24 protein-coding genes are annotated in these 22,044 nt (G+C 61.2%); 14 read left to right on the top strand and 10 right to left on the bottom strand.

The annotated features are described in order from the left end of the window. Positions 1–56: 56 nt before the first annotated feature. Genes ACP7C6_RS00525 through ACP7C6_RS00510 form a run of 4 tightly spaced genes read right to left on the bottom strand, consistent with a single transcriptional unit; the run spans position 57 to position 3,518 of the window. Positions 57–1,325, bottom strand: coding sequence for an NAD(P)/FAD-dependent oxidoreductase (locus ACP7C6_RS00525; protein WP_028616553.1), 1,269 nt, complete (start codon positions 1,323–1,325; stop codon positions 57–59). Continuing rightward, positions 1,322–2,074, bottom strand: coding sequence for an amino acid ABC transporter ATP-binding protein (locus tag ACP7C6_RS00520; RefSeq protein WP_028616552.1), 753 nt, complete (start codon positions 2,072–2,074; stop codon positions 1,322–1,324). The genes ACP7C6_RS00525 and ACP7C6_RS00520 overlap by 4 nt, the downstream gene beginning before the upstream one ends. Then, complete coding sequence (locus tag ACP7C6_RS00515) at positions 2,071–2,739, bottom strand: amino acid ABC transporter permease (RefSeq protein WP_028616551.1); 669 nt, start codon at positions 2,737–2,739, stop codon at positions 2,071–2,073. Before ACP7C6_RS00515 ends, ACP7C6_RS00520 begins: the two co-directional genes overlap by 4 nt. After that, complete coding sequence (locus ACP7C6_RS00510; protein WP_305381294.1) at positions 2,736–3,518, bottom strand: ABC transporter substrate-binding protein; 783 nt, start codon at positions 3,516–3,518, stop codon at positions 2,736–2,738. The genes ACP7C6_RS00515 and ACP7C6_RS00510 overlap by 4 nt, the downstream gene beginning before the upstream one ends. Positions 3,519–3,733: 215 nt before the next feature. Between ACP7C6_RS00510 and ACP7C6_RS00505 the strand changes: the two genes are divergently transcribed. Further along, on the top strand, positions 3,734–4,513 hold the full coding sequence (locus ACP7C6_RS00505; RefSeq protein WP_426108055.1) for an IclR family transcriptional regulator: 780 nt from the start codon (positions 3,734–3,736) through the stop codon (positions 4,511–4,513). 185 nt (positions 4,514–4,698) lie between these two features. Here the strand turns inward: ACP7C6_RS00505 and ACP7C6_RS00500 are convergent, their stop codons facing one another. Beyond that, the gene (locus ACP7C6_RS00500; protein WP_028616548.1) at positions 4,699–5,943 is read right to left on the bottom strand and encodes a saccharopine dehydrogenase family protein; all 1,245 of its coding nucleotides are present in this window, start codon (positions 5,941–5,943) and stop codon (positions 4,699–4,701) included. Positions 5,944–5,971: 28 nt separating this feature from the next. Next, entirely contained in the window at positions 5,972–7,069 is a 1,098-nt protein-coding gene (locus ACP7C6_RS00495; protein ID WP_028616547.1) for a carboxynorspermidine decarboxylase, read from the bottom strand. A 397-nt stretch (positions 7,070–7,466) separates the two neighbouring features. Here ACP7C6_RS00495 and ACP7C6_RS00490 point away from each other — a divergent pair, with 397 nt between their 5' ends. Genes ACP7C6_RS00490 through ACP7C6_RS00460 form a run of 7 tightly spaced genes read left to right on the top strand, consistent with a single transcriptional unit; the run spans position 7,467 to position 14,282 of the window. Then, positions 7,467–8,486 carry a LacI family DNA-binding transcriptional regulator gene (locus tag ACP7C6_RS00490; protein ID WP_426108052.1) on the top strand — a complete coding sequence of 340 codons (1,020 nt, stop codon included), beginning with the start codon at positions 7,467–7,469 and terminating at the stop codon, positions 8,484–8,486. Next, positions 8,470–9,474 carry an ABC transporter substrate-binding protein gene (locus ACP7C6_RS00485; protein WP_426108050.1) on the top strand — a complete coding sequence of 335 codons (1,005 nt, stop codon included), beginning with the start codon at positions 8,470–8,472 and terminating at the stop codon, positions 9,472–9,474. Before ACP7C6_RS00490 ends, ACP7C6_RS00485 begins: the two co-directional genes overlap by 17 nt. Further along, entirely contained in the window at positions 9,475–10,293 is an 819-nt protein-coding gene (locus tag ACP7C6_RS00480; RefSeq protein ID WP_426108048.1) for an ABC transporter permease, read from the top strand. It begins immediately after the preceding gene. Next, positions 10,290–11,084: an ABC transporter permease gene (locus ACP7C6_RS00475; RefSeq protein ID WP_028616543.1), complete on the top strand. Its 795-nt coding sequence runs from the start codon at positions 10,290–10,292 to the stop codon at positions 11,082–11,084. The genes ACP7C6_RS00480 and ACP7C6_RS00475 overlap by 4 nt, the downstream gene beginning before the upstream one ends. After that, on the top strand, positions 11,081–12,112 hold the full coding sequence (locus tag ACP7C6_RS00470) for an ABC transporter ATP-binding protein (protein ID WP_338567643.1): 1,032 nt from the start codon (positions 11,081–11,083) through the stop codon (positions 12,110–12,112). The genes ACP7C6_RS00475 and ACP7C6_RS00470 overlap by 4 nt, the downstream gene beginning before the upstream one ends. 9 nt (positions 12,113–12,121) lie before the next feature. After that, positions 12,122–12,955: a phosphodiesterase gene (locus ACP7C6_RS00465; RefSeq protein ID WP_068935840.1), complete on the top strand. Its 834-nt coding sequence runs from the start codon at positions 12,122–12,124 to the stop codon at positions 12,953–12,955. Positions 12,956–12,962: 7 nt separating this feature from the next. After that, positions 12,963–14,282 (top strand): OprD family porin, encoded by a 1,320-nt coding sequence (locus ACP7C6_RS00460; RefSeq protein WP_068935842.1) that lies wholly within the window; start codon positions 12,963–12,965, stop codon positions 14,280–14,282. Between the two features lie 169 nt (positions 14,283–14,451). On the opposite strand, the gene ACP7C6_RS00455 is transcribed toward ACP7C6_RS00460, so the two are convergent. Continuing rightward, on the bottom strand, positions 14,452–14,910 hold the full coding sequence (locus ACP7C6_RS00455) for a GNAT family N-acetyltransferase (protein ID WP_426108044.1): 459 nt from the start codon (positions 14,908–14,910) through the stop codon (positions 14,452–14,454). Continuing rightward, on the bottom strand, positions 14,907–15,293 hold the full coding sequence (locus tag ACP7C6_RS00450) for a GFA family protein (protein WP_083351464.1): 387 nt from the start codon (positions 15,291–15,293) through the stop codon (positions 14,907–14,909). The genes ACP7C6_RS00455 and ACP7C6_RS00450 overlap by 4 nt, the downstream gene beginning before the upstream one ends. Before the next feature lie 164 nt (positions 15,294–15,457). Between ACP7C6_RS00450 and ACP7C6_RS00445 the strand changes: the two genes are divergently transcribed. Further along, complete coding sequence (locus ACP7C6_RS00445) at positions 15,458–16,066, top strand: LysE family translocator (RefSeq protein WP_068935847.1); 609 nt, start codon at positions 15,458–15,460, stop codon at positions 16,064–16,066. Between the two features lie 39 nt (positions 16,067–16,105). On the opposite strand, the gene ACP7C6_RS00440 is transcribed toward ACP7C6_RS00445, so the two are convergent. Then, positions 16,106–17,260 (bottom strand): DUF1624 domain-containing protein, encoded by a 1,155-nt coding sequence (locus ACP7C6_RS00440; RefSeq protein WP_426108041.1) that lies wholly within the window; start codon positions 17,258–17,260, stop codon positions 16,106–16,108. Positions 17,261–17,385: 125 nt separating this feature from the next. Here ACP7C6_RS00440 and ACP7C6_RS00435 point away from each other — a divergent pair, with 125 nt between their 5' ends. From ACP7C6_RS00435 to ACP7C6_RS00415, 5 genes are all read left to right on the top strand, one after another. Further along, a complete protein-coding gene (locus ACP7C6_RS00435) occupies positions 17,386–17,922 on the top strand; it encodes a DUF924 family protein (protein WP_122684739.1) in 537 nt (178 codons plus the stop codon). 96 nt (positions 17,923–18,018) lie between these two features. After that, entirely contained in the window at positions 18,019–18,651 is a 633-nt protein-coding gene (gene yfcF, locus ACP7C6_RS00430; protein ID WP_311892690.1) for a glutathione transferase, read from the top strand. Between the two features lie 111 nt (positions 18,652–18,762). Beyond that, complete coding sequence (locus ACP7C6_RS00425) at positions 18,763–19,494, top strand: GntR family transcriptional regulator (protein WP_028616533.1); 732 nt, start codon at positions 18,763–18,765, stop codon at positions 19,492–19,494. A gap of 98 nt (positions 19,495–19,592) precedes the next feature. After that, positions 19,593–20,873 (top strand): MFS transporter, encoded by a 1,281-nt coding sequence (locus tag ACP7C6_RS00420; protein ID WP_028616532.1) that lies wholly within the window; start codon positions 19,593–19,595, stop codon positions 20,871–20,873. A gap of 29 nt (positions 20,874–20,902) precedes the next feature. Beyond that, on the top strand, positions 20,903–21,736 hold the full coding sequence (locus ACP7C6_RS00415; RefSeq protein WP_426108038.1) for an amidohydrolase family protein: 834 nt from the start codon (positions 20,903–20,905) through the stop codon (positions 21,734–21,736). Here the strand turns inward: ACP7C6_RS00415 and ACP7C6_RS00410 are convergent. Continuing rightward, positions 21,713–21,976, bottom strand: a complete 264-nt coding sequence (locus ACP7C6_RS00410) for a hypothetical protein (protein ID WP_323986139.1) — start codon at positions 21,974–21,976, stop codon at positions 21,713–21,715. The two genes, ACP7C6_RS00415 and ACP7C6_RS00410, sit on opposite strands and share 24 nt — an antisense overlap. Positions 21,977–22,044: the final 68 nt, after the last annotated feature.

The following is a 22,044-nucleotide window of genomic DNA, read 5'->3' as shown; positions in this document are numbered from 1 at the left end:
AGTGTGTGGGTTGGGTAACCTGTGAGTGTTGACAGTTCTTTAGAGTATTTGGCGATTCAACCGATGTTCAACCGATCCAGCAGGCTGTACCAAGCCACCCCAGCCCCAATATAAAACCGCTGCAACCCATGCATCGGCAAGCGCTGCAACGCCGTCACCGGGTAGGCAAACTCTGCCTTGCCGTCACACAACCGTCCCGCCAATTGCTGTCCAAGGCTGGTACACAGCGCAATCCCACGGCCATTGCAACCCAGTGCCAACGTGAGCCCCGGTGCCGGTTCGTGGACATGGGGCATGAAGTCGCGGGTGATTGCGATACGCCCAGCCCAACGGTATTCGAATTCCAATGGCCCCAACTGCGGAAACAGCAGTGCCAACGAACGCTCCAGATGAGCAAAATCCGTGGGCGAAGTGGGATCGTTGAACAGCCCGCGTCCGCCCATCAGCAAGCGCCCATGGCTGTCTTTGCGAAAGTACAGCAGCAGCCTTTGTGCGGTGGAAACGGTTTCCTGGCCCGGCAAAATACTTTCGGCCGCGTGCCCCGTCAAAGGCTTGGTGGCGACGATGAAACTGTTCGCAGCGAGGATGCTTTGCGCCATGCCCGGCCACAGGTTGCCGCTGTATCCATTAGTCGCGAGTACCACTTGGTCGGCGGTCACCTGCGCCCCGGAGGCGGTCTGCAATTGCCAGCCGGACCCCTGACGCTGCAACCCCGTCACCGCACTCTGTCCATGAATCCTTGCACCCGCCGCCAACGCCGCACCGACCAACCCACGAGCATACGCCAACGGCTGAATCGCCCCGGCCCGGCCGTCCAGCCAGCCACCGGCAAAGGCGTCACTGCCCATCCGCGAAGCCACCGCTGCTGCATCCAACCGCTGCACCGGCACACCCCGCCGGGCCCACTGATCTGCCCGCACGTGCAACCCGGCGACGCCTTTTTCGCTGTACGACACCTGCATCCAGCCCTTGCGTACCGGCGCGCAATCGATGCCGTGCTTTTCGATCAGCTTGAACACCAGGTCGGCCGAACTCGAAATAGTCGAGATCAATGGCTCTGCGCGCGCCGATCCGTACATTTGGACCAGTTGCTCCGGGTCATATTTGAGCGTCGGGTTGACCTGCCCACCGTTGCGCCCGGACGCACCCCAACCCGGTTCGTTAGCTTCCAGTACACACACGCTCACGCCACGCTCGGCCAAATGCAGCGCCGTCGACAAGCCTGTATAGCCGGCCCCGACAATCGCCACATCCACCTTCACCGACTCGCTCAACGCAGGTGTCCGCACCACCGAAGGCGCGGTCGCTGACCACAATGACTTCATGACAGGCTCCGCGTATCGCCAGTGGGGTGCAGCACCCGCCGTAGGAAGTCCTGGGTCCTCGGATGCTGCGGATTGCCCAGCACCTGTTCAGCTGCGCCGCTTTCGACGATGTAGCCGCCGTGCAGGAAGCACACGCGGTCGGCCACTTCCCGCGCAAAACCCATTTCGTGGGTGACCACGATCATGGTCATGCCTTCGTCGGCGAGGGTGCGCATCACCGCCAGCACATCGCCCACCAGTTCCGGGTCGAGGGCGGAGGTGGGTTCGTCGAACAGCATCGCCTCGGGTTTCATCGCCAGGGCGCGGGCGATGGCCACGCGTTGCTGCTGGCCACCGGAGAGTTGTTCCGGGTAAGCGTCGGCCTTGGCGCTCAGCCCGACTTTTTCCAGCAGCACCAAGGCTTCCTCACGGGCCTGTTGCGCAGGTTCGCCTTTGACGTACACCGGGCCTTCCATGACGTTTTCCAGCACGGTGCGGTGGGGGAACAGGTTGAAGCGCTGGAACACCATGCCCATGCGGCTGCGCAGGGCGTGCACGGTCTTACTGCCGCGCTGCACGGTTTCGCCGAACACGTGGATGTGTCCGCCGTCATAGGCCTCCAGCGCGTTGATGCAGCGCAGCAGGGTGGATTTGCCCGAGCCCGAGGGGCCGATCAGGCACACCACTTCACCCTTGGCCACGTCCAGGTCGACACCGTGCAGCACGCGGTGGCTGCCGTAGTGTTTTTGCAGTTGGCGAATCTCGATCATGCTTTTTTCCTCCGGCCCAGGTGCTGTTCCATGCGACGCAGGCCATACACCAGCGGCAGGCTCATCAGCAGGTAGAGCAGGGCGACCAGGGTGTAGACGGTCATGTTCTGGAAGGTCGACGACGCAATCAGCTGGCCCTGGCGGGTCATCTCGGCGACGGTGATGGTGGAGACCAGCGACGAGTCCTTGAGCATCATCACCAGGGTGTTGCCATACGGCGGCAGGGCGATGCGAAACGCTTGCGGCAGGATCACCCGACGCATCATCAGCGCCGAGCGCATCCCTAAGGCTTCGGCGGCTTCACGCTGGCCCTGTTCGACGGCAATGATGCCGGTGCGGAAGTTCTCGGCCTGGTACGCCGAGTAAGCGATGCCCATGCCGATCACGCCTGCGTAGAACGCGGTGAGGTGCACGCCCATGTCCGGCAGCACAAAGTAGATGTAGAACAGCTGCACAATGATCGGCAGGCCACGGATCACGTTGATGATGGTGCTGGCTGTCCACGACAGCGTGCGGATCGGCGACAGCTTGAGCAACGCCAGCACCAGGCCGATCGCGCTGCTGAGCAGGAACGACAGGACGGTAATCTGGATAGTCACCCAGGCGCCTTGCAGCAGGATCGGCAAGAAGTCCTGGGCGTTTTGCAGGAACTCGGCCGGGTTCATGGACGCACCTGGGTATCAAGTCCCCACTTCTTGAGGATGCTGTCGAGGGTGCCATCTGCCTTGATGCTGGCGATGGCTATATTCAAGCGTTCGAGGGTTTGCGCATCGCCCTTGCGCACCACCAGGCACACTTCGCCGACGTTGGTAGGCTTGTAGTCGGGGGCCAGTTTCACGCCTTTGAACAGTTTCTGGCGGATCTGGTAGGCAACCACGGGCTGGTCTCCCACGGCGGCCTTGATGCGGCCCAGGGACAGGTCGCGGACCATCTCGCCGATGGAGTCGTAGGTGCGGATTTCCTTGAAGATGCCGAGCTTGTTCAACTGGTCGTAGAAGACGGTTCCGGCCTGCACGCCGACCACTTGGTCCCTGAGGGGCGTGAGGTCGGGGTAGGCCGTGTTGTCGTCGGCATTGATGATCAGGCCTTCACCGTAGGCATACACCGGGGCGCTGAAGTCGACCACCTTGGTGCGCTCTTCGGTCTTGAGCATGCCGGCGGAAATGAAGTCGAGCTTGCCGGACGTGAGGGAGGGGATCAGCGCGGCGAAGTTGGTCTGCTCGATCTGGCTGGTGAACCCGCCAGCCTTGCCCAGGGCCTGGGCCACATCGACCATCACGCCCTGGATACTGTTGCTCTTGATGTCGAGGAAGGTAAACGGCGAGCCACTGGCCGTTGCACCGACTTTGTACGAGGACGCACTGTCTGCGTGCGCGGCGCTGACACAAAAGGCGGCGCACAAACCGAAGGCAAGGCGGCGAAACAAGGGCGAAAGACTGTTCATCGGGTTACTCCAGAAGGAAAACGGATCGTCAGTACCGCGAGCGGTTATTGATGAAATCGCAAGCTCTGTGCCATTTCGATTGATAAAAATCGATATTAGCTATCAAAAATAAAAAAAATGAACCAGTCGTATCGATATGCGATTTTTAATGGTCTATTTTTGTCATTTAAGGTAGAAATATCGCCACGCCTGATCGACCTGACCGCGAGTCCGCCATGTCCGAAGAACGCAACAGTCTGCACAACCAATCCCTGGAAAAAGGCCTGTCGGTACTCAAGGCATTCAGCGCGCAGCGCCGTAGCATGAGCCTTGCAGAGGTGGCCGAAGCCGCCGGCATGACCAAAAGCTCGGCCCAGCGCATGGTGTTTACCCTGGAAAGCCTGGGTTACCTTCGGAAACACTCCCGCACACGGCATTACCAACTCACACCCCGGGTGCTGGAGTTGGGCTTCAGTTACCTGGATGCGCATTCGTTGATCGAAGTGGCCAACCCGTTTCTGTCGGAGCTGACGCGGTTGACCGGCGAGACGTCATGCCTCACCGAGCCTGCGGGCTACGACATGACCTATATCGCGCGTTTCGTCAGCTCAGGGTTTGTGCCGGTGCACATGCCGATTGGTTCGCGGGTGCCGATGTATTGCACGGCGTCGGGAAGGGCGTATTTGAGCGCGTTGCCGCAGGAGGAGGCGTTGGTGTTGATTGAAAACAGCCAGCGCATTGCGCACACCAGCCAGACGTTGACTGACGTCGGGCAGATTCTGGAATCGTTGCAACAGGTGCGCGAGCAGGGCTACGCGGTGAATGGCCAGGAGCTGTTCCTGGGCGATATGACCATCGGTGCGCCAGTGCTGGGCGCCAATGGCCGACCCGTGGCGGCGGTGCATGTGGTGGCGCCGACCAGTCGGTGGGGCAGGGCGGATGCCGAGCGGCAGCTGGCGCCGGCGTTGTTGCAGTGTTCGCGGGCGTTGAGCAATTCGGCACGGAACCTCGAATAACTCCACTCTCACATCCGCCGCAAATCACTGTAGGAGCCGGCTTGCCGGCGAAAGCGGTGTGTCAGCTGATGCATTTGTTACTGACCCAACGAAATCGCCGGCAAGCCGGCTCCTACAGTGGCCGTGTGTGCCCAAAACAAAAAATGCGCCCCTAGGAGCGCATTTTTTTGGTCAGCGAGCGCTTATCAGGCAATCGCATCCCAAGCCCGATCACCGTTCTCGTCTTTAATGCGAGTCGGCAACCCCATCACATCCAGCGCTTTCAGGAACGGCTCGGCCGGCAGTTCCTCGACGTTGGCCATGTGCTTCACATCCCACTCGCCACGGGCAACCAGCAGCGCAGCGGCCACGGGTGGCACGCCTGCGGTGTAGGAGATGCCCTGGCTGTCGGTTTCGGCAAAGGCTTCTTCATGGCAGGCCACGTTGTAGATGAACATCTCGTGGGGCTGGCCATTTTTGGTGCCTTTGACCAGGTCACCGATGCAGGTCTTGCCGGTGTAGCCAGGGGCGAGCGAAGACGGGTCGGGCAGCACGGCCTTGACCAGTTTCAACGGCACGACTTCCAGGCCTTCGGCGGTGGTGACCGGCTTTTCGGAGAGCAGGCCGAGGTTTTTCAGCACGGTGAACACGTTGATGTAGTGCTCGCCGAAGCTCATCCAGAAACGCACGTTGGGCACGTCGAGGTTTTTCGACAGTGAGTGCACTTCATCGTGGCCGGTGAGGTAGAGGTTCTGCGAACCGACGACCGGCAGGTCATCAGTGCGTTTGACTTCGAACATGGTGTTGCTGGTCCACTGGCTGTTCTGCCAGCTCCATACCTGTCCGGTGAACTCGCGGAAGTTGATTTCCGGGTCGAAGTTGGTGGCGAAGTATTTGCCATGGGAGCCGGCATTGACGTCGAGAATATCGATCGAATCAATGCGGTCGAAATGCTGTTGCTGCGCCAGCGCGGCATACGCGTTGACGACACCTGGGTCGAAGCCCACGCCAAGGATGGCGGTGATGTTCTTCTGTTTGCACTCTTCCAGGTGGTTCCATTCGTAGTTGCCGTACCACGGCGGGGTCTCGCAGACCTTGCCCGGCTCTTCGTGGATGGCGGTATCGAGGTAGGCAACGCCCGTGTCGATGCAGGCGCGCAGCACCGACATGTTGAGGAACGCGGAACCCACGTTGATGACGATCTGCGATTCGGTCTCGCGGATCAGGGCCTTGGTCGCTTCCACGTCCAGGGCGTTCAGCGCGAAGGCTTGGATGTCGGCGGGAATCTTGAGGCTACCCTTGGCCTTGACGCTGTCGATGATGGCCTGGCATTTGGAGATGTTGCGCGACGCGATAGCAATACGACCGAGTTCGTCGTTGTGCTGCGCGCACTTGTGGGCCACCACCTTGGCGACACCTCCTGCACCAATGATAAGAACGTTCTTTTTCAATTGCTTTATCTCTCCTTTATCCGCCAGCTTACGAAAGGCTGGACAGGTAGTCGTCGTAACCAAATTCACGAACCACCTCGACTGTACCGTCGAGTTGTTTCACTACGATGGACGGCATTTTCAGGCCGTTGAACCAGTTTTTCTTGACCATGGTGTAGCCTGCGGTGTCGATGAACGACAGCCGATCGCCGATGGCCAGCGGACGATCAAATTGATACTCGCCGAAGATGTCCCCGGCCAGGCAGGATTTGCCGCACACCATGAAGGTGTGTTCACCGTCGCTTGGCGCCAGCTTGGCGTTGAGGCGGTAGATCAGCAGGTCCAGCAGGTGGGCTTCGATGGAGCTGTCCACGACGGCGAGGTGCTTGCCGTTGTAGAGGGTGTCGAGCACGGTGACTTCCAGGGAGGCGCTGTTGGTGATCGCCGCTTCGCCGGGTTCCAGGTACACCTGCACCCCGTACTTTTCGGAGAACGCCTTCAGGCGCGCGCAGAACGCGTCCACCGCATAGTCTTCACCGGTGAAGTGGATGCCGCCGCCGAGGCTGACCCACTCGACCTTGTGCAGCAGCGCGCCGAAGCGTTCTTCGATGGTGCCGAGCATTTTGTCGAACAGGCTGAAATCGCCGTTCTCGCAGTTGTTGTGGAACATGAAGCCGGAGATCTGTTCGATCACGCCTTCGATCTTCACGGGGTCCCATTCGCCCAAACGGCTGAACGGACGCGCCGGGTCGGCCAGCAGGTAGTCGGAGCTGCTCACCTGTGGGTTGACGCGCAGGCCACGGGTCTTGCCCTCGGAACGTTCGGCAAAACGCTGCAGCTGGCTGATCGAGTTGAAGATGATCTTGTCGCAGTTATCCAGCATCTCTTCGATTTCATCGTCGGCCCAGGCCACGCTGTAGGCGTGTGCCTCGCCTTCGAACTTCTGGCGGCCGAGCTTGAGCTCATACAGCGACGACGAGGTGGTGCCGTCCATGTATTGCTGCATCAGGTCGAACACCGACCAGGTGGCAAAGCACTTGAGCGCCAGCAACGCCTTGGCGCCGGACTGTTCGCGCACGTAAGCAATCTTCTGCATGTTGACCAGAAGCTTCTGTTTATCGATGAGGTAGTACGGCGTTTTGATCATTTTTGAGAGCCTGCGGCGGTGCCTGCCAAAAAAGGACACGCATTGTGCCCGCACTTGGATCGAATCGAAAGGTTAGTGGGCGGATTTTGCTGCCCTTGGTTTACGAGCGTAGCGCTGGAGTGTGACTGTTCAGGGGCTGACACCGTTTTTTTGTAGTGAGCGGGCTTGCCCCGCGCTGGGGGGCGAAGCCGCCCTAAATCCAGGCACCACGATTTTTCTGGAGCTGCGCGACGTCCTTATTGGGGTGGCTTCGCCACCCAGCGCGGGGCAAGCCCGCTCACCACAGGTGCATAGCAGCAGTCCTTGGATGACATCAAATCGTCATGTTCTCGGCACTGAACTGCCACATTCCCCCGCTACTGTCCTCGCCAATGAGATCGATCTCAAGCGAGTGACAATGACTGACCTGAAAGACGTAGCCCGGCTGGCGGGCGTATCCCGCGCCACCGCCGCCCGCACTTTTGCTTCTCCCGACCAGGTGCGCCCGACTACCCGGGAGCAGGTGTTCGCCGCCGCCCGTGAGCTGGGTTTTCGCCCCAATCTGCTGGGCCGCCAACTGCGCCTGCAAACCACCCAGTTGATTGGCGTGGTGGTGCCCAATCTGCTCAATCCGGTGTTTGCTGAACAATTCCAGGCCATGGAGCGCGCCGCCCGGGCGCGGGGCTACAGCCTGTTACTGGCGACTACCGACTACAGCAGCGAACGCGAATGCATTGTGGTGGAAGAATTGTTGCGCCAGCGCGTCGATGGCCTGGTGCTGACGGTCACTGATGCCGAGAGCAACAGCGTGCTCAGCAGCTTGAACACCGAACAAACCCCATTCGTGCTGGCTTATCACCAACCGAGCAACCCCAACTACAGCGCCGTGTCGGTGGACAACCGCGCAGGCATGGCCCTGGCCACGCGTTATCTGCTGGAAGCCGGCCATCGACGCATCAGCATGGTCGCCGGCCCTGCGCTGCAATCCGACCGTGCCCGCCTGCGCTACGCCGGTTATTGCGATGCAATGCGCGAATACGCTCTCGACCCCCGCCCGGTGATTGAAATGCCGGCTCACACCCAGGCCGAATTCACCGCCATCGCACCTTTTCTGCAGGGCGCCGAAGCACCCACCGCACTGGTGTGCTCCAACGATTTCCTGGCAATCAGCCTGATCGCCGAACTGCGCCGCAACGCCTGGAACGTGCCCGAACAGCTGTCGGTGATGGGCTTCGACGGCATCAGCCTCGGCACCCAGCTGCACCCAACCCTGTGCAGCGTGGTGCAACCCATCGCCTTGCTGGCCAGCACCGTGATTGACCAACTGCTGGCGCAAATCGCCGGCAACGCCCCGACGTCCCATTGCCTGCCTTGCCATATCCGGCCGGGCGACAGTACTCAACCCCACGAGGAAACCCTTGATGCGCGCACTCAGTAAAACCCTGGCAGCCGTGCTGCTGTGCGGTGCGGCCAGCCTGGCCCGGGCCGCCGAAACCGCGATCTGCTACAACTGCCCGCCGGACTGGGCCGACTGGGGCACCCAGCTCAAGGCCATCGCTGCCAGCACAGGCGTGCAGGTGCCGCTGGACAACAAGAACTCCGGCCAGTCGCTGGCGCAATTGGTGGCGGAAAAAGCCGCCCCGGTCGCTGACGTCGTTTACTACGGCGTGACCTTCGGCCTGCAGGCGCAAAAAGCCGAGGTGGTCGACACCTACAAACCCAAGGCCTGGGACCAGATCCCCGCTGGCCTCAAGGACCCGGCCGGCCATTGGTTCGCGATCCACTCCGGCACCTTGGGCATCATGGTCAACGTCGACGCGCTCGGTGGTTTGCCGGTGCCGCAAAGCTGGGCCGATCTGCTCAAGCCTGAGTACAAAGGCATGGTCGGTTACCTCGATCCCTCCAGCGCCTTCGTTGGCTACGTGTCGGCCGTGGCGATCAACCGCGCACTGGGCGGCGACCTCGACAACTTCGCCCCCGCCATCGACTACTTCCAGAAGTTGGCGAAGAACGCGCCCATCGTGCCCAAGCAAACCGCCTATGCGCGGGTGCTGTCCGGTGAGTTGCCGATCCTGGTGGACTACGACTTCAACGCCTACCGCGCGCGCTACAAAGACAAAGCCAACGTCGACTTTGTGATCCCGAAGGAAGGCAGCATCAGCGTGCCTTACGTGATGAGCCTGGTCGCCAACGCGCCACACCGCGCCAATGCGCAAAAGGTCCTCGACTTCGTGCTGTCGGACGAAGGCCAGGCACTCTGGGCCAAGGCCTACCTGCGCCCAGTGCGCCCGATGAAAATGCCGGCTGACGTGGCCGCACAGTTCCTGCCCGACAGCGACTATGCCCGCGCCGGGGTGATGGACTACGAAAAAATGGCCGCAGTGCAGGAAGCCTTCGCCGCCCGTTACCTGAACGAGGTCAAGTAAGTGGCAGCATCGGCAAAACATGCCGCCTGGGCGTTGGCCCCGGCCTTTGCGGTGCTGCTCGCGTTCTGGCTGCTGCCGCTGGCGCACTTGATGGTGCTCGGCGCCGAGAGCCGCGACAGCAACGGCAGCGGTTACTGGCAGGTGCTCAGCAGCGCGCAGTACCTGGGCAGCCTTGGGCAAACGCTGGTCCTGGCCGTGGTGGTGACGCTGGTGGCGCTGGTGATCGGCGCCATCAGCGGCGTGTTCCTCGCCCGGCACCAGTTTTTCGGGCGCTCGGCACTGGTGGCGTTGCTCACTTTTCCTTTGGCCTTTCCCGGTGTGGTGGTGGGCTTCCTGGTGATTCTGCTGGCAGGGCGTCAAGGTTTGCTGGCCTCACTGGGCCTGCAACTGGCCGGTGAACGATGGATCTTTGCCTACTCGTTGGCAGGGCTGTTCGTGGGCTACCTGTACTTCTCGATTCCACGGGTGATCCTCACGGTGATGGCCGCTTGCGAGAGCCTTGATCGTAGCCTGGAAGAAGCTGCGCACTCCCTGGGCGCCGGGCATTGGCGCGTGGTGTGCGACGTGATCGTGCCGGGCCTGGCGCCCGCATTGGCGTCCTGCGGGGCGATCTGTTTTGCCACGTCCATGGGCGCCTTCGGCACGGCCTTTACCTTGGGCACGCGACTGAATGTCACCCCGGTGGCGATCTACAACGTATTCACCAACTACGCCAACTTTGCCGTGGCTGCCGCGCTGTCGGTGGTGCTCGGCGCGGTGACCTGGGCCGTGTTGCTGCTCACGCGGCGCCTGGTGAAAAACGCGGGGACTGTGCTGTGAAGCGCTCATCGTTGTTTGTGCTGCAACTGCTGTTCACCCTGCTGGTGTGCGCCTTCATGTTGGTGCCGGTGCTGATGTCGTTGCTGGCGGGTTTGACCCGCAACTTCTTCGTCGGTCTGTCCAGTGGCTTGACCTTCGATTGGCTGATCCAGGTGTGGCAGGCCTATTCGCCCACCGTGTGGTTGTCGCTGCAATTGGCGCTGGCCTGCGCGGTGTGTGTCTGCGTGATCGGCGTGCCGGCGGCCTACGCCCTGGTGCGGATGAACAACCGCTTCAGCCGCGCCTTCGAAGAATTGATGGTGCTGCCGGTGGCGATGCCGGGGTTGGCCAGTGCGTTGGCGTTGCTGCTCACCTACGGCCAGTTCGGCAGCTTTCGCAGCAGTTGGGTGTTCATCCTGGTCGGGCATGTGCTGTTCACCTTGCCATTCCTGGTACGCCCGGTGATGGCGGTGATGCAACGCCAGCAACTGCCAGTGCTGGAAGAAGCGGCGGCCAGTCTCGGTGCGGGTCCCATCAAGCGCTTTTTCAGTGTGGTGGTACCCAACTGCCGCGCAGGAATCCTGGCCGGTGTGCTGATGGTAGTGACCTTGTCCCTGGGTGAATTCAACCTGACCTGGATGCTCCACACCCCCATGACCAAGACGCTGCCCGTGGGCCTGGCCGACAGCTATGCCTCGGCGCGCCTGGAAATTGCCAGCGCCTACACCCTTATCTTTTTGCTGATGATCGTGCCGCTGTTGATTGCGCTGCAGGCCATCAGTGCCCGTTTGTCCCGTGGAGAGCGTCGATGACCGCTATCACTATCCGCCTGCAAGGCTGTCGCAAGGCGTTCGCCGACGGCACCGTGGCCGTGCATGACTTGAACCTGACCGTCGAAGGCGGCGAAACCCTGGCGATCCTCGGCCCGTCCGGCTGTGGCAAAACCACCACCTTGCGCCTGATTGCCGGCCTGGAGCGCCCGGATCTGGGCCAGGTGTTGTTTGGCGATCAGGACGTGACGCGCCTGCCCATCGAGCGCCGCGATGTCGGCATGGTGTTCCAGAACTACGCGTTGTTTCCCAATCTGGATGTGGCGGGGAACATCGTCTACGGCTTGAAGATTCGCGGGATGTCGGTGACTGAGCGCAACAAGCGCTGCGACGAGTTGCTTGAGCTGGTGGGCTTGCAGCATCACGGCAAGCGCAGCATCCATGAACTCTCCGGTGGTCAGCGTCAGCGCGTGGCCCTGGCCCGTGCCTTGGCGCCGCGTCCGAAAGTGCTGTTGCTGGATGAACCTTTGGCGGCCCTCGACGCGCAATTGCGCGAACGCCTGCGCAGCGAACTGAATGAACTGCTGCGCGGCCTTGGCATCACCTCGGTGTTCGTCACCCACGACCAGGGCGAAGCCATGGCCCTGGGCGACCGCATCCTGGTCATGGAGCACGGCCGTGTCGCACAACTGGCCAGCCCGCGTGACATCTACCAGAAACCCGCCAACGCCTTCGTCGCGGGCTTCGTCGGCAACCTCAATGCCTTCACCGTGATCGAGCCTTCGGCCCATGGCTTGAAAGTTTGCGGCGGCGAGTTGCCGTGGCAGGCCGCCGAACTGCCCAGCACGGTCTATTGCCGTCCCGAACACCTGAAGGTGATGGAGGGAGAAGGGCACCTGCACGGCCATCTGCTGGCGCAGTTTTTCCAGGGCGCACAAAGCCGTTTGCTGGTGGATGTGGGCGGCCCGCAACCGCTGCTGGTCGACAGCAGCGACAACCAGCTGTACGCCGTCGGAGCGCCGATTGCCCTGGCGATTGCGCCACACATGTTGTTCACCCTGAATGCTTGAGAATCTACTGTGAATCGTCCGTTTCTTGTCGCGCAGATCAGCGACCTGCACCTTAAAGCCGGCCAGCGCCTTACTTATGGGGTTGTCGATACATTAGGCGCGCTGCGCCGCGCCGTCGATCATCTGAACGCCAGCCATCCGCAGCCCGATATCGTGGTGATCAGCGGTGACCTGGTGGACTTCGGCCGCGCCGATGAATACGCGGTGCTGCACCCCGAACTCGCCCGCCTGCACATGCCGTGCTACTTGGTGCCGGGTAACCACGACACACGCGCACCGTTGCTGGAGGCGTTCCGGGATCACGCCTATTTGCCTGTGTCCGCAGAGGGCCCGTTGGACTGGGTAGTGGACGAGCATCCGCTGCGCCTGATCGGTCTCGACTCCACCATCCCCGGCGGCCACGGCGGCCAGTTACTCGACAGCCAATTGCAGTGGCTCGACGCGCAATTGTCCCTGCGTCCGGATGCGCCGACCTTACTGATTTTGCATCACCCGCCGTTTATCAGCGGCATTGGCCATATGGACCGCGAACCCTTCATCAATGCGGCGGCGCTGGAGCAGGTCGTCGCCCGCCATCCGCAAGTCGAGCGCCTGCTGTGCGGGCACTTGCACCGGCCGATGCAACGCCGTTTTGGCGGCAGCTTGAGTTGTGTGTGCCCCGGCACCTCGCACCAGATCGTGTTGGACCTACAAGAAGCGGCGCCCGCGCATTTCAACCTGGAGCCGGCGGGCTATCTGTTGCATCGCTGGGAGGCGCAACAGGGTTTGATCAGCCACAACGGCGTATTCGGGGACTACCCGGGGCCGTATCCGTTTTATGACGCTCATGGGTTAATTGACTGAGGTTGTGATGAAAGCCACTTTGAATGTGTTAAGCGTGTTGACCGGCAGCCTGGGCGTTGCCCTGAGCCCTTTGGCGTCGGCTGATTTCTTGAGCGACAGCAAAGCCAACTTGAGCCTGCGCAATTTCTACTTCAACAACGACAACCGGGATGGCACCGCCGCACCGTCGAAGACCGAAGAGTGGGGCCAGGCGTTTATCCTCAACTATCAATCGGGCTTCACCGACGGCACCGTGGGTTTTGGTCTCGACGCGATCGGCATGCTCGGCATCACCCTGGACAGCGGTGCCGGCCGCCACGTGGGCAGCTCGATGATCCCCAACGACGACGGCAAGGCCACCGACAACTGGGCCCGTGGCGGCGCCACGGCCAAGGCCCGTTTTGCCAAGAGCGAACTGCGCTACGGCTACCTGCGGCCGAACCTGCCGATCCTGGTGAGCAACGACGGCCGCCTGTTGCCGCAATCGTTCGAAGGTGGGCAAATCACCAGCAAGGACATCGACAACCTGACCCTGATCGGCGGCCAACTGCAACACACCACCGGCCGTGGCTCCAGCGACCGCAGTGGTCTGGCAGCGGCGGGCGGCACCCAGGAAAGCAACAAATTCAATTACGCCGGTGCCGATTACCAGGTGACCAAGGACCTGATGGTCCAGTACTACTACGCCAACCTCGAAGACTATTACCAACAGCATTTCGCCGGGCTGATCCACGTATTGCCCCTGGGCGACTACGGCTCGTTGAAAACCGACCTGCGCTACTTCAAGACTACCGCCGACGGCAAGAACAGCAGCGCCGCCGGCCGTGCCGAAGGTTACAAACTCGGCGGCTATACGAAGAACGGCACCGGTGAAATCGACAACAACACCTGGAGCGCGGCATTCATCTACTCCCTGGGCCCGCACGCGATCACCGCCGGGTACCAGCAGGTCTCGGACGACAGCAACTTCGCCCAACTCAACCAGGGCGGCCTGGTGAACAAAGGGGAGGGCGGTTCCAGCCTGTATCTCTACACCGACCGTACCGTGCAGACTTTCATCCAGGCCGGCGAGCGCACCGCTTTTGCGCAATACGCCTATGACTTCGCGTCACTCGGCGTGCCGGGGTTGAAGGCGTCGGTGATGTACCTGAAGGGCGACCACATCCTTACCGCCAGTGGCAACGACGCGAGCGAGTGGGAGCGGGATATCGCGCTGGATTACGTGGTGCAGAGCGGCACCTTCAAGAACGTCGGCTTCGGCTGGCGCAACGGTGTGTCGCGCAGTGACGTGGCGCGGGACCAGGATCAGAATCGGGTGTTTGTGAATTACTCGATTCCGTTGATGTAACGACCTTTCAAGCACTGCAAAACCCACTGTGGGAGCCGTCGAGCCCCAGCGAGGCCGCGATGACGGCGGCACTGCCGATAGAGATGCCGCTGACACACCACCATCGTAGCCTCGCTGAAGCTCGACGATCCCCATTTTATTGTGTGTTGCGGAGCCGGCAGCATCCGTTTCAGCCGTTTTTCAAGATTTTTACGTGGGTGGCGGTGTCATCAGCCACCTGCTCAAAACCGCATCGAAGATAAAAAGCTGCGGCCTCAGATGTGTCGGTGGACAGACGTACTTTGTGAAAATGCACGGCAGCATTTTCCAGTAGCTGCACCACCAAGGCCCTACCAGCCTGTCGCCCACGGTAAGTACGTTCTACGTATACCCGGCGAAGCCGTCCAACTCCTGATCCCGCGACGAGATCACAAGAAAGACCGCCGACGGCGATCAACTGCCCATCACAAAACATTCCCAGAAAGCATTCGCCCGGCCGATCAAATCGATTGGAGCCGTCTTCCCACTCCGTGATCAATCGTGTCAGGAACCGGAAGCCTTCGGCGACTGCCTGAGCTTCGAGGGCTCGGATCTGCACCGGGAGCTGCTCCAGTTTGCATATCGAGACGTTTGCGTTGAGCGGACTCAAAGGAACTGTCCACCAAGCCAGGGTGCCTTGGACTCAATGCAACTGTGCGCCTGGTTCTTTACCTTGAACGGGGTATCGAGCGTGCCCAGCGCGATCGAAATCCACTCTGGATACTTTCCTTCAGCGTCGCTCCAGAACAGCGATGAACCGCATTCCGAGCAGAATTGACGGGTGATACCTGGCGAAGATTCATAGCTTTTCAGCGTGTCACGCACAGCCCGGATCGTCACTTCTGATCGGCGCGCGCTGGCATACGTCGCGAACGCAGCGCCATGGCCTTTCTGGCATTTTTTGCAGTGGCAGTGGGTGACGGCCTTGAGCGGCGTCGAAACGTGATAAGTGATTGCGCCGCAGAGGCAACTGCCTTGGGTGAATACATCCATGTCCGGTTTTGTCCTGAAGGATCCAGCAAACACTATACCTGTGGCGAGGGAGCTTGCTCCCGCTCGGATGCGCAGCCTCCCCATCCAGCCCAACCACAAACATACAAGAATCCCCCCATCTCCCCTCAGTAGACTCGCCACACTCTTTCTACTGCAGGTCTTCCATGGACATCTTCCTTTACGCCTTCAGCGTCATGTACAGCCCCGGCCCCGTGAATTTCATGGGACTCAACGCGGGGCTCACCGGCCAGTTCCGGCGGTCCACCGGGTTTTTCATCGGCGTGGGCTGCGCGATGCTGGTGTTGTTCGTGCTGTTCGGTTACACCGGCGAGGCGATCATTTCCCAGGCAGCGTTGCCCTATATTTCGTTGATTGGCGGTGTGTACACCTTGTACCTGGCTTATCAGGTGTTCACCGCGCGCACGGTGGTCGATGAAAAAGTCTCTACCGCACCGGCCAAGACCCTCACGTTCTGGAACGGTCTGGTGATCCAGTTGCTCAACCCCAAGGGCATCATGGCGGTGTTGCCGATCACCAGCGTCATGCTGCCGGCGGCGCATATCACCGGGGTGTCGATTGCGCTGGTGTCGGCGTTGCTGGCTTTTGGCGCGTTTGGCGCGCCGTGGCTCTATGCGTTGCTTGGCGCGATGCTGGGACGGCGGATCAACGGGGCGTCGGCGTTTACCGTATTCAACCGCTGCATGGGCCTGGCGCTGGCGGTGTGTGCGTATTTCATGTTTCACGCGTTCTATGTGCATCTGGTCGCAACATGAGTGGACCTTTTCACCTCCACTCACGCATAGATCGAGCCTCTACAGGTACTTGAGCCAGGCCAGGTCGCGGCGCCGGGCCTTGAGCCCGGCGAACCAATGGACCGGCGCGTACAGCGCCAGCGGCAGCAGCAACGCCACCAGCCAAATGGCGCCCATACCGTCGAAGCCGAAGTAGTTGCCGTGATTCAGGCCAAACAGTGCCACACATGCGACGTAGAGGATTTTCAGCACGTACAGGTGCAGCAGATAGAAGAACATCGGTGCTGCACCGAAGGTGGCGAGCATGCTGATCCAGCGCTTGCTTCCCGCCTTCTCGAACGCCAGCAACAGCAGTAGCCCAATCCCCAGCGTCAGTGCCAGAAACAACAACGAAGGCGGGTACTTGGTGATGTTGAAAAAGCTCATCACGGTTTGCACGCCGTTGTCATAGGCTTGCCATGGTTTTTCGCCATACCCATTGACCGCTCGCACTACCACGAACCCTATCAATGCACTTGCACCGCCCAGCCACAGATAACGCTGGCGCTGCGCCGGCTGCATGTCTTTGGCAAACCAGGGGCCGAGGCTGTAGCCCAGGGCGATCACACCGATCCACGGTAGCACCGGATAAGTGACGCGCAGGCGCAGCGACTCGCCCACTTCGATCCAACTGCGCTCATGCAGGATTGTCCACGGAATATGCAGTGCCGAACCGGCCTCGAAGTGCAGCCCATCCAGCAGGTTGTGCCCGGCAATGATCACCACTGCCAACACGATCAGCAGCGGGCGCGGCAACCACACCAGCGCCGCAAGGGCGATCATGCTCACGCCAATCGCCCAGATGACTTGCATATAGATCACGCCGGGCGGCAGTTGGAAGGTCCAGGCGAAGTTGACCAGGGTGAATTCCAGCACCACCAGGAACAGCCCACGCTTGAACAGGAACGCCGACACATCGCGCCGGCCCTGGTATTTCTGGCCGTACAGCCAGGCCGACAAGCCCGTGAGCAACACAAACACTGGCGCGCACAGATGGGCGAGGGTGCGGCTGGCAAATAACGCAGGCTCGGTGCTGTCGATGGTCATCGGGTCGCTGACCTGACGGTGCAGCAGGAAGGTTTCGCGCACGTGGTCAAGCAGCATAAACAGGATCACCAGGCCGCGCAGGGCATCGATGGACAGCAGGCGTTGGCGCAGGGGAACAGCATCGGTCATGGGCGAGGGTCACAGGGCAGGGCGGAAATGGGGTGTTATCCTATAACATTAATTACCGCGTTGCCGCGATTCGTCACTAAGGATTCTGATACTGTCAGTGAAATCGTTTGTGCAGGCCCCTCATCATGACTACTCCACAATCCGTCCTCGACTTCTGGAAACACGCTGGCCCCAAACGCTGGTTCGCCAAGGACGAGGTCTTCGACGCAACTTTCCGCGACACCTTCCACACCACCCACCTGCAAGCCGCCCGGCGCGAACTGGAGCACTGGCTGGACTCGGCGCAAGGGGCCTTGGCGCTGCTGATTCTGCTTGACCAATACCCGCGCAACGCCTTTCGCGGCACTGCCCATATGTTCGCCACCGACCCTCTGGCTCGCTTGTATGCGAGGCGCATGGTCGATGCCGGATTGGATCAGCAGGTCGAGCCGGCATTGCGCGCATTCTGCTACCTGCCGTTCGAACATTCTGAAGACTCGACGGATCAGCAGCGCTCACTGGTCCTGAACCAGCAACTGGACGCCAACACTTACCATTGGGCCAAGGAGCACGCGCGCATTATTGAGCAGTTCGGGCGCTTTCCCCATCGTAATGGCGTGTTGGCGCGAGAGACCACGGAGGAGGAGCGCGCCTTTTTAGACAAGGGTGGCTTTGCCGGTTAGCCCGGTATTCCGAGTAGGAATGGCCCCATAAAAACAGCGCATTGTCTTTCTCGCCGCACATCTCGTAGCGTGGTGTTCCACTCACGGAGAATCGTTATGAGCCAGCGTCCGTTGCGCCTGTATGTTGATCATTTGTATACCAGCCCCTACGCGATGTCGGTGTTCGTCACCCTGCGGGAAAAAGGCCTGGCGTTCGACACCTTGACCCTGGACTTGGACGCCGCGCAGAACCAGACCGCCGACTTCGCCCAACTGTCCCTGACCCAGCGCGTGCCGACGCTGGTAGAAGGAGACTTTGCGCTGTCGGAGTCTTCGGCAATTACTGAGTACCTGGAAGAGACTTACCCCGAGACACCGGTCTATCCGGCCGATCCCAAGCAGCGGGCGAGGGCGCGGCAGGTGCAGGCCTGGTTGCGCAGCGACTTGTTGCCGATCCGCCAGGAGCGTTCGACGATGGTGGTGTTCTACGGGCAGAAGATGCCGCCATTGTCCCCCGTGGCCGAAGCGGCGGCACGCAAATTGATCAGCGCGGCCCAGGCACTGTTGGCGGGTAACCAGGCGTATCTGTTCGGCGCGTGGTCGATTGCGGATGTGGACCTGGCGGTGATGCTCAATCGCCTGATTCTCAACGGCGACAGCGTGCCCGCCGAGTTGGTGGAATATGCGCAGCGCCAGTGGCAGCGGCCTTCCGTGCAGGCGTGGGTGCGGCAGCAACGCCCGGCGCTGTAGCCGACCATTCATCCTCTATCCGCGGTGGCGCGCTTGACAGGCGTCACCCGGCGGACAAATACTCTCGCCATATTCATATATATGACTAAATAACAAAGTGAATGTGGCCCCATGAATACCTTGTCCAGTGATGCCCGTCTGCCGCTATACCAACGCCTGCGCGACCACCTGGTCGAGCAGATCGCCAACAATCGCTGGCGCCCCGGTGAAGCCATTCCCACCGAAGCGGTGCTGTCCGCCGAGTACGAGCTGTCCACCGGCACCGTGCGCAAGGCCGTCGATGCGTTGGTGAGCGAAGGCATTCTTGAGCGCCAGCAGGGTCGGGGCACCTTTGTGCGTCGCCCGCAATTCCAGTCCTCCCTGTTTCGATTTTTCCGTTTTCAAGGCCCTGCGGGCGAGCGTCAGGTGCCGGAAAGCCGCATCCTCACGGTTGAATCCCTGGCCGCGCCGTCGGCGGTCAGTGAGGCGTTGGGCCTGGCGCCCGAGTCCCAGGTGATCCGCATCCTGCGTACCCGTTTGTTTGACGTGCAGCCGCTGCTGGCCGAAGAGATCTGGCTACCGCGCACGCGCTTCCAGGCGTTGCTGGATATCGACCTGTCCCAGCAAGGCCCGTTGCTTTATCCGGTGTATGAAGACGTCTGCGGGCAAGTGGTGGCCTCGGCCGAGGAAACCCTGACCGCCGAATCGGTCAACGAGGTGTACGCGCGATTGCTGCAGGTGCCGGTCAACAGCCCGGTGGTGGTGATCGAGCGCCTGGCCCGCGATTACGCCGGCCAGCCCCTCGAGTGGCGACGCTCTCGCGGGCACGCCGAGCACTTCCGCTACCGCGTGGACATTCGCTGACCCGACACCCGCACCGTTAACTGTTTGCCCAACACTGGCCCGGCTGCGGCACGGTTCGCGCTCGGCTGCCTCGCGTTTGACCTATAAGGATAAAAATCATGTTCAGTTGGTATCGCCAAGTCACTCCCCGGGAGCGCAAAACGTTCTGGGCCTGCTTCGGCGGATGGTCCCTCGACGCATTGGAAGTACAGATGTTCGGTCTGGCGATCCCGGCACTCATCGCTGCGTTCGCCTTGAGCAAAGGCGATGCGGGGTTGATCAGCGGCGTCACGCTGGTGACTTCGGCCATCGGCGGTTGGGTCGGCGGCACCTTGTCTGACCGCTACGGCCGGGTGCGCACCTTGCAGTGGATGATCCTGTGGTTCTCGTTTTTTACTTTCTTGTCGGCGTTTGTCACGGGCTTCCACCAGTTGCTGATCGTCAAGGCGCTGCAAGGCTTCGGAATCGGCGGTGAATGGGCAGCGGGCGCGGTGTTGATGGCCGAGACCATCAATCCCAAGTACCGCGGCAAGGTGATGGGTACCGTGCAGAGCGCCTGGGCTGTGGGTTGGGGTGTAGCGGTCGGGGTGTTTGCGCTGATCTATTCGTTTGTGCCGCAGGACATGGCCTGGCGTGTGATGTTTGTGGTGGGCCTGTTGCCGTCGTTCCTGATTATCTGGGTGCGCCGCAATGTCGAGGAGCCCGACAGCTTCCAGCGCCTGCAAAACGAACAGGCGATTCCACCGAGTTTCTTCAAGTCGCTGGCGGGCATCTTCCGTCCTGAGCTGATTCGCGTCACGTTGTTCGGCGGTCTGCTGGGCTTGGGCGCCCATGGCGGTTACCACGCGGTGATGACTTGGCTGCCGACCTTCCTCAAGACTGAGCGCAACCTGTCGGTACTCAACTCCGGCGGCTACCTGGCGGTGATCATCTTCGCCTTCTGGTGCGGCTGCATCGCCAGTGGTTTGCTGATTGATCGCATCGGGCGGCGCAAGAACATCGTGCTGTTCGCGCTGTGCTGTGTGATCACCGTGCAGGCCTATGTATTCCTGCCGTTGACCAACACGCAGATGCTGTTCCTTGGCTTCCCGCTGGGCTTTTTCGCGGCCGGCATTCCGGCCAGCCTTGGGGCGTTGTTCAACGAGCTGTACCCGGCGGATGTGCGCGGTGCCGGCGTGGGCTTTTGCTACAACTTCGGGCGCGTGCTGTCGGCCGTGTTTCCGTTCCTGGTGGGGCATATGAGCGACTCCATGTCCCTCGGCTCGGCCATCGGCATCGATGCCGGGATTGCCTACGGCGTCGCGGTGATCGCCGCGCTGTGCCTGCCGGAAACCCGTGGTCGCGTGCTGGAAGCTGCGCCGATTGACAATGTGGTGACGGGCCAGCGCGCCCAGGCTTGACCCTTTTTTACTCTTGAAAGACGAACCTCATGCTCGATAACTGCTCCATCACCGGCATCGACGCCCACGCCCATGTGTTCAGCCGCACGCTGACTTTGGCCGGCGAACGTCGCTATACCCCTGACTACGACGCCACGTTGGCGGATTACTTCGGTCACTTGCACGCCAACGGCTTGAGCCATGGCGTGCTGGTGCAGCCCAGCTTCCTGGGCACCGACAACCGCTACCTGCTGGCCGCCTTGCAGCAGGCACCCGACCGGTTGCGCGGTGTGGTGGTGGTTGAACGCGATATTCCGCGCGACACTCTGCACGCCATGGCGCGCTCAGGTGTCGTGGGCGTGCGGCTGAACCTGGTGGGCCGGGCACTGCCGGACTTCAATGAGCCGGGATGGAAAGTGTTCTTTGAGCATATCGTCGAACTGGGCTGGCACGTGGAATTGCACCGCGAACTGGACGACCTGCCGCACCTGGTGCGGCAACTGCTGCCGTTCGGGGTGGAACTGGTGATCGATCATTTCGGGCGACCCGACGCGCGACTGGGCGTGGAGCAGCGTGGCTTTACCGAGTTGCTGGAGCTGGCGCTCGGTGGCCATCTGTGGCTGAAAGTCTCGGGAATCTATCGCCTCGGCGTGAGCGCGGCACAGAACCTTGAATTTGCCCACCAGGCCATTCCGTTGCTGCAGCAGAGCTTTGGCCTGCATCGGTTGGTGTGGGGCAGTGACTGGCCGCACACCCAGCATGAAGCGTCCATCGGCTATGGCGCAGTGATGGAGCAGCGCCAAGCCCTGGGTTGGTCCGCGCAGACCGAGCAGGCCTTGCTGATCGACACGCCCCGCCAGTTATTCGGCTTCCACCACGCGTAGCCAGTCCTCCTTCACGCGGCGGTCCAGTTCCTCCCAGTCCGCCATGCCCAATACCCGCGTGGTGTTCAAGCCTCGCAGGTAGCCGCGCAGTTGCTGGGCGCTGGCACTGATTTGTTCGGCGTCGGCAGCCTCGTCCTGCAGCACGTGTTCATAGTCGACCAGGTAATCGGCGACCCGCTCGCGAAACTCCGGTAGTACGGCTTCGCGGATGCGGTCGAAGGTTTTCTGGTGGGGCTTCATGGCGTGGTCCTTATAAGTTTTATGTCAGCACTATCGGTTCAGATAATAGTCACCATCAAGCATCGCAA

Origin of the sequence: Pseudomonas sp. TWR1-1-4 (assembly GCF_049897165.1) — a bacterium.
Classification (GTDB): domain Bacteria; phylum Pseudomonadota; class Gammaproteobacteria; order Pseudomonadales; family Pseudomonadaceae; genus Aquipseudomonas; species Aquipseudomonas canadensis.
The sequence above is the reverse complement of the archived record's forward strand: the minus strand, read 5'-3'. Positions and strand labels throughout refer to the sequence as shown.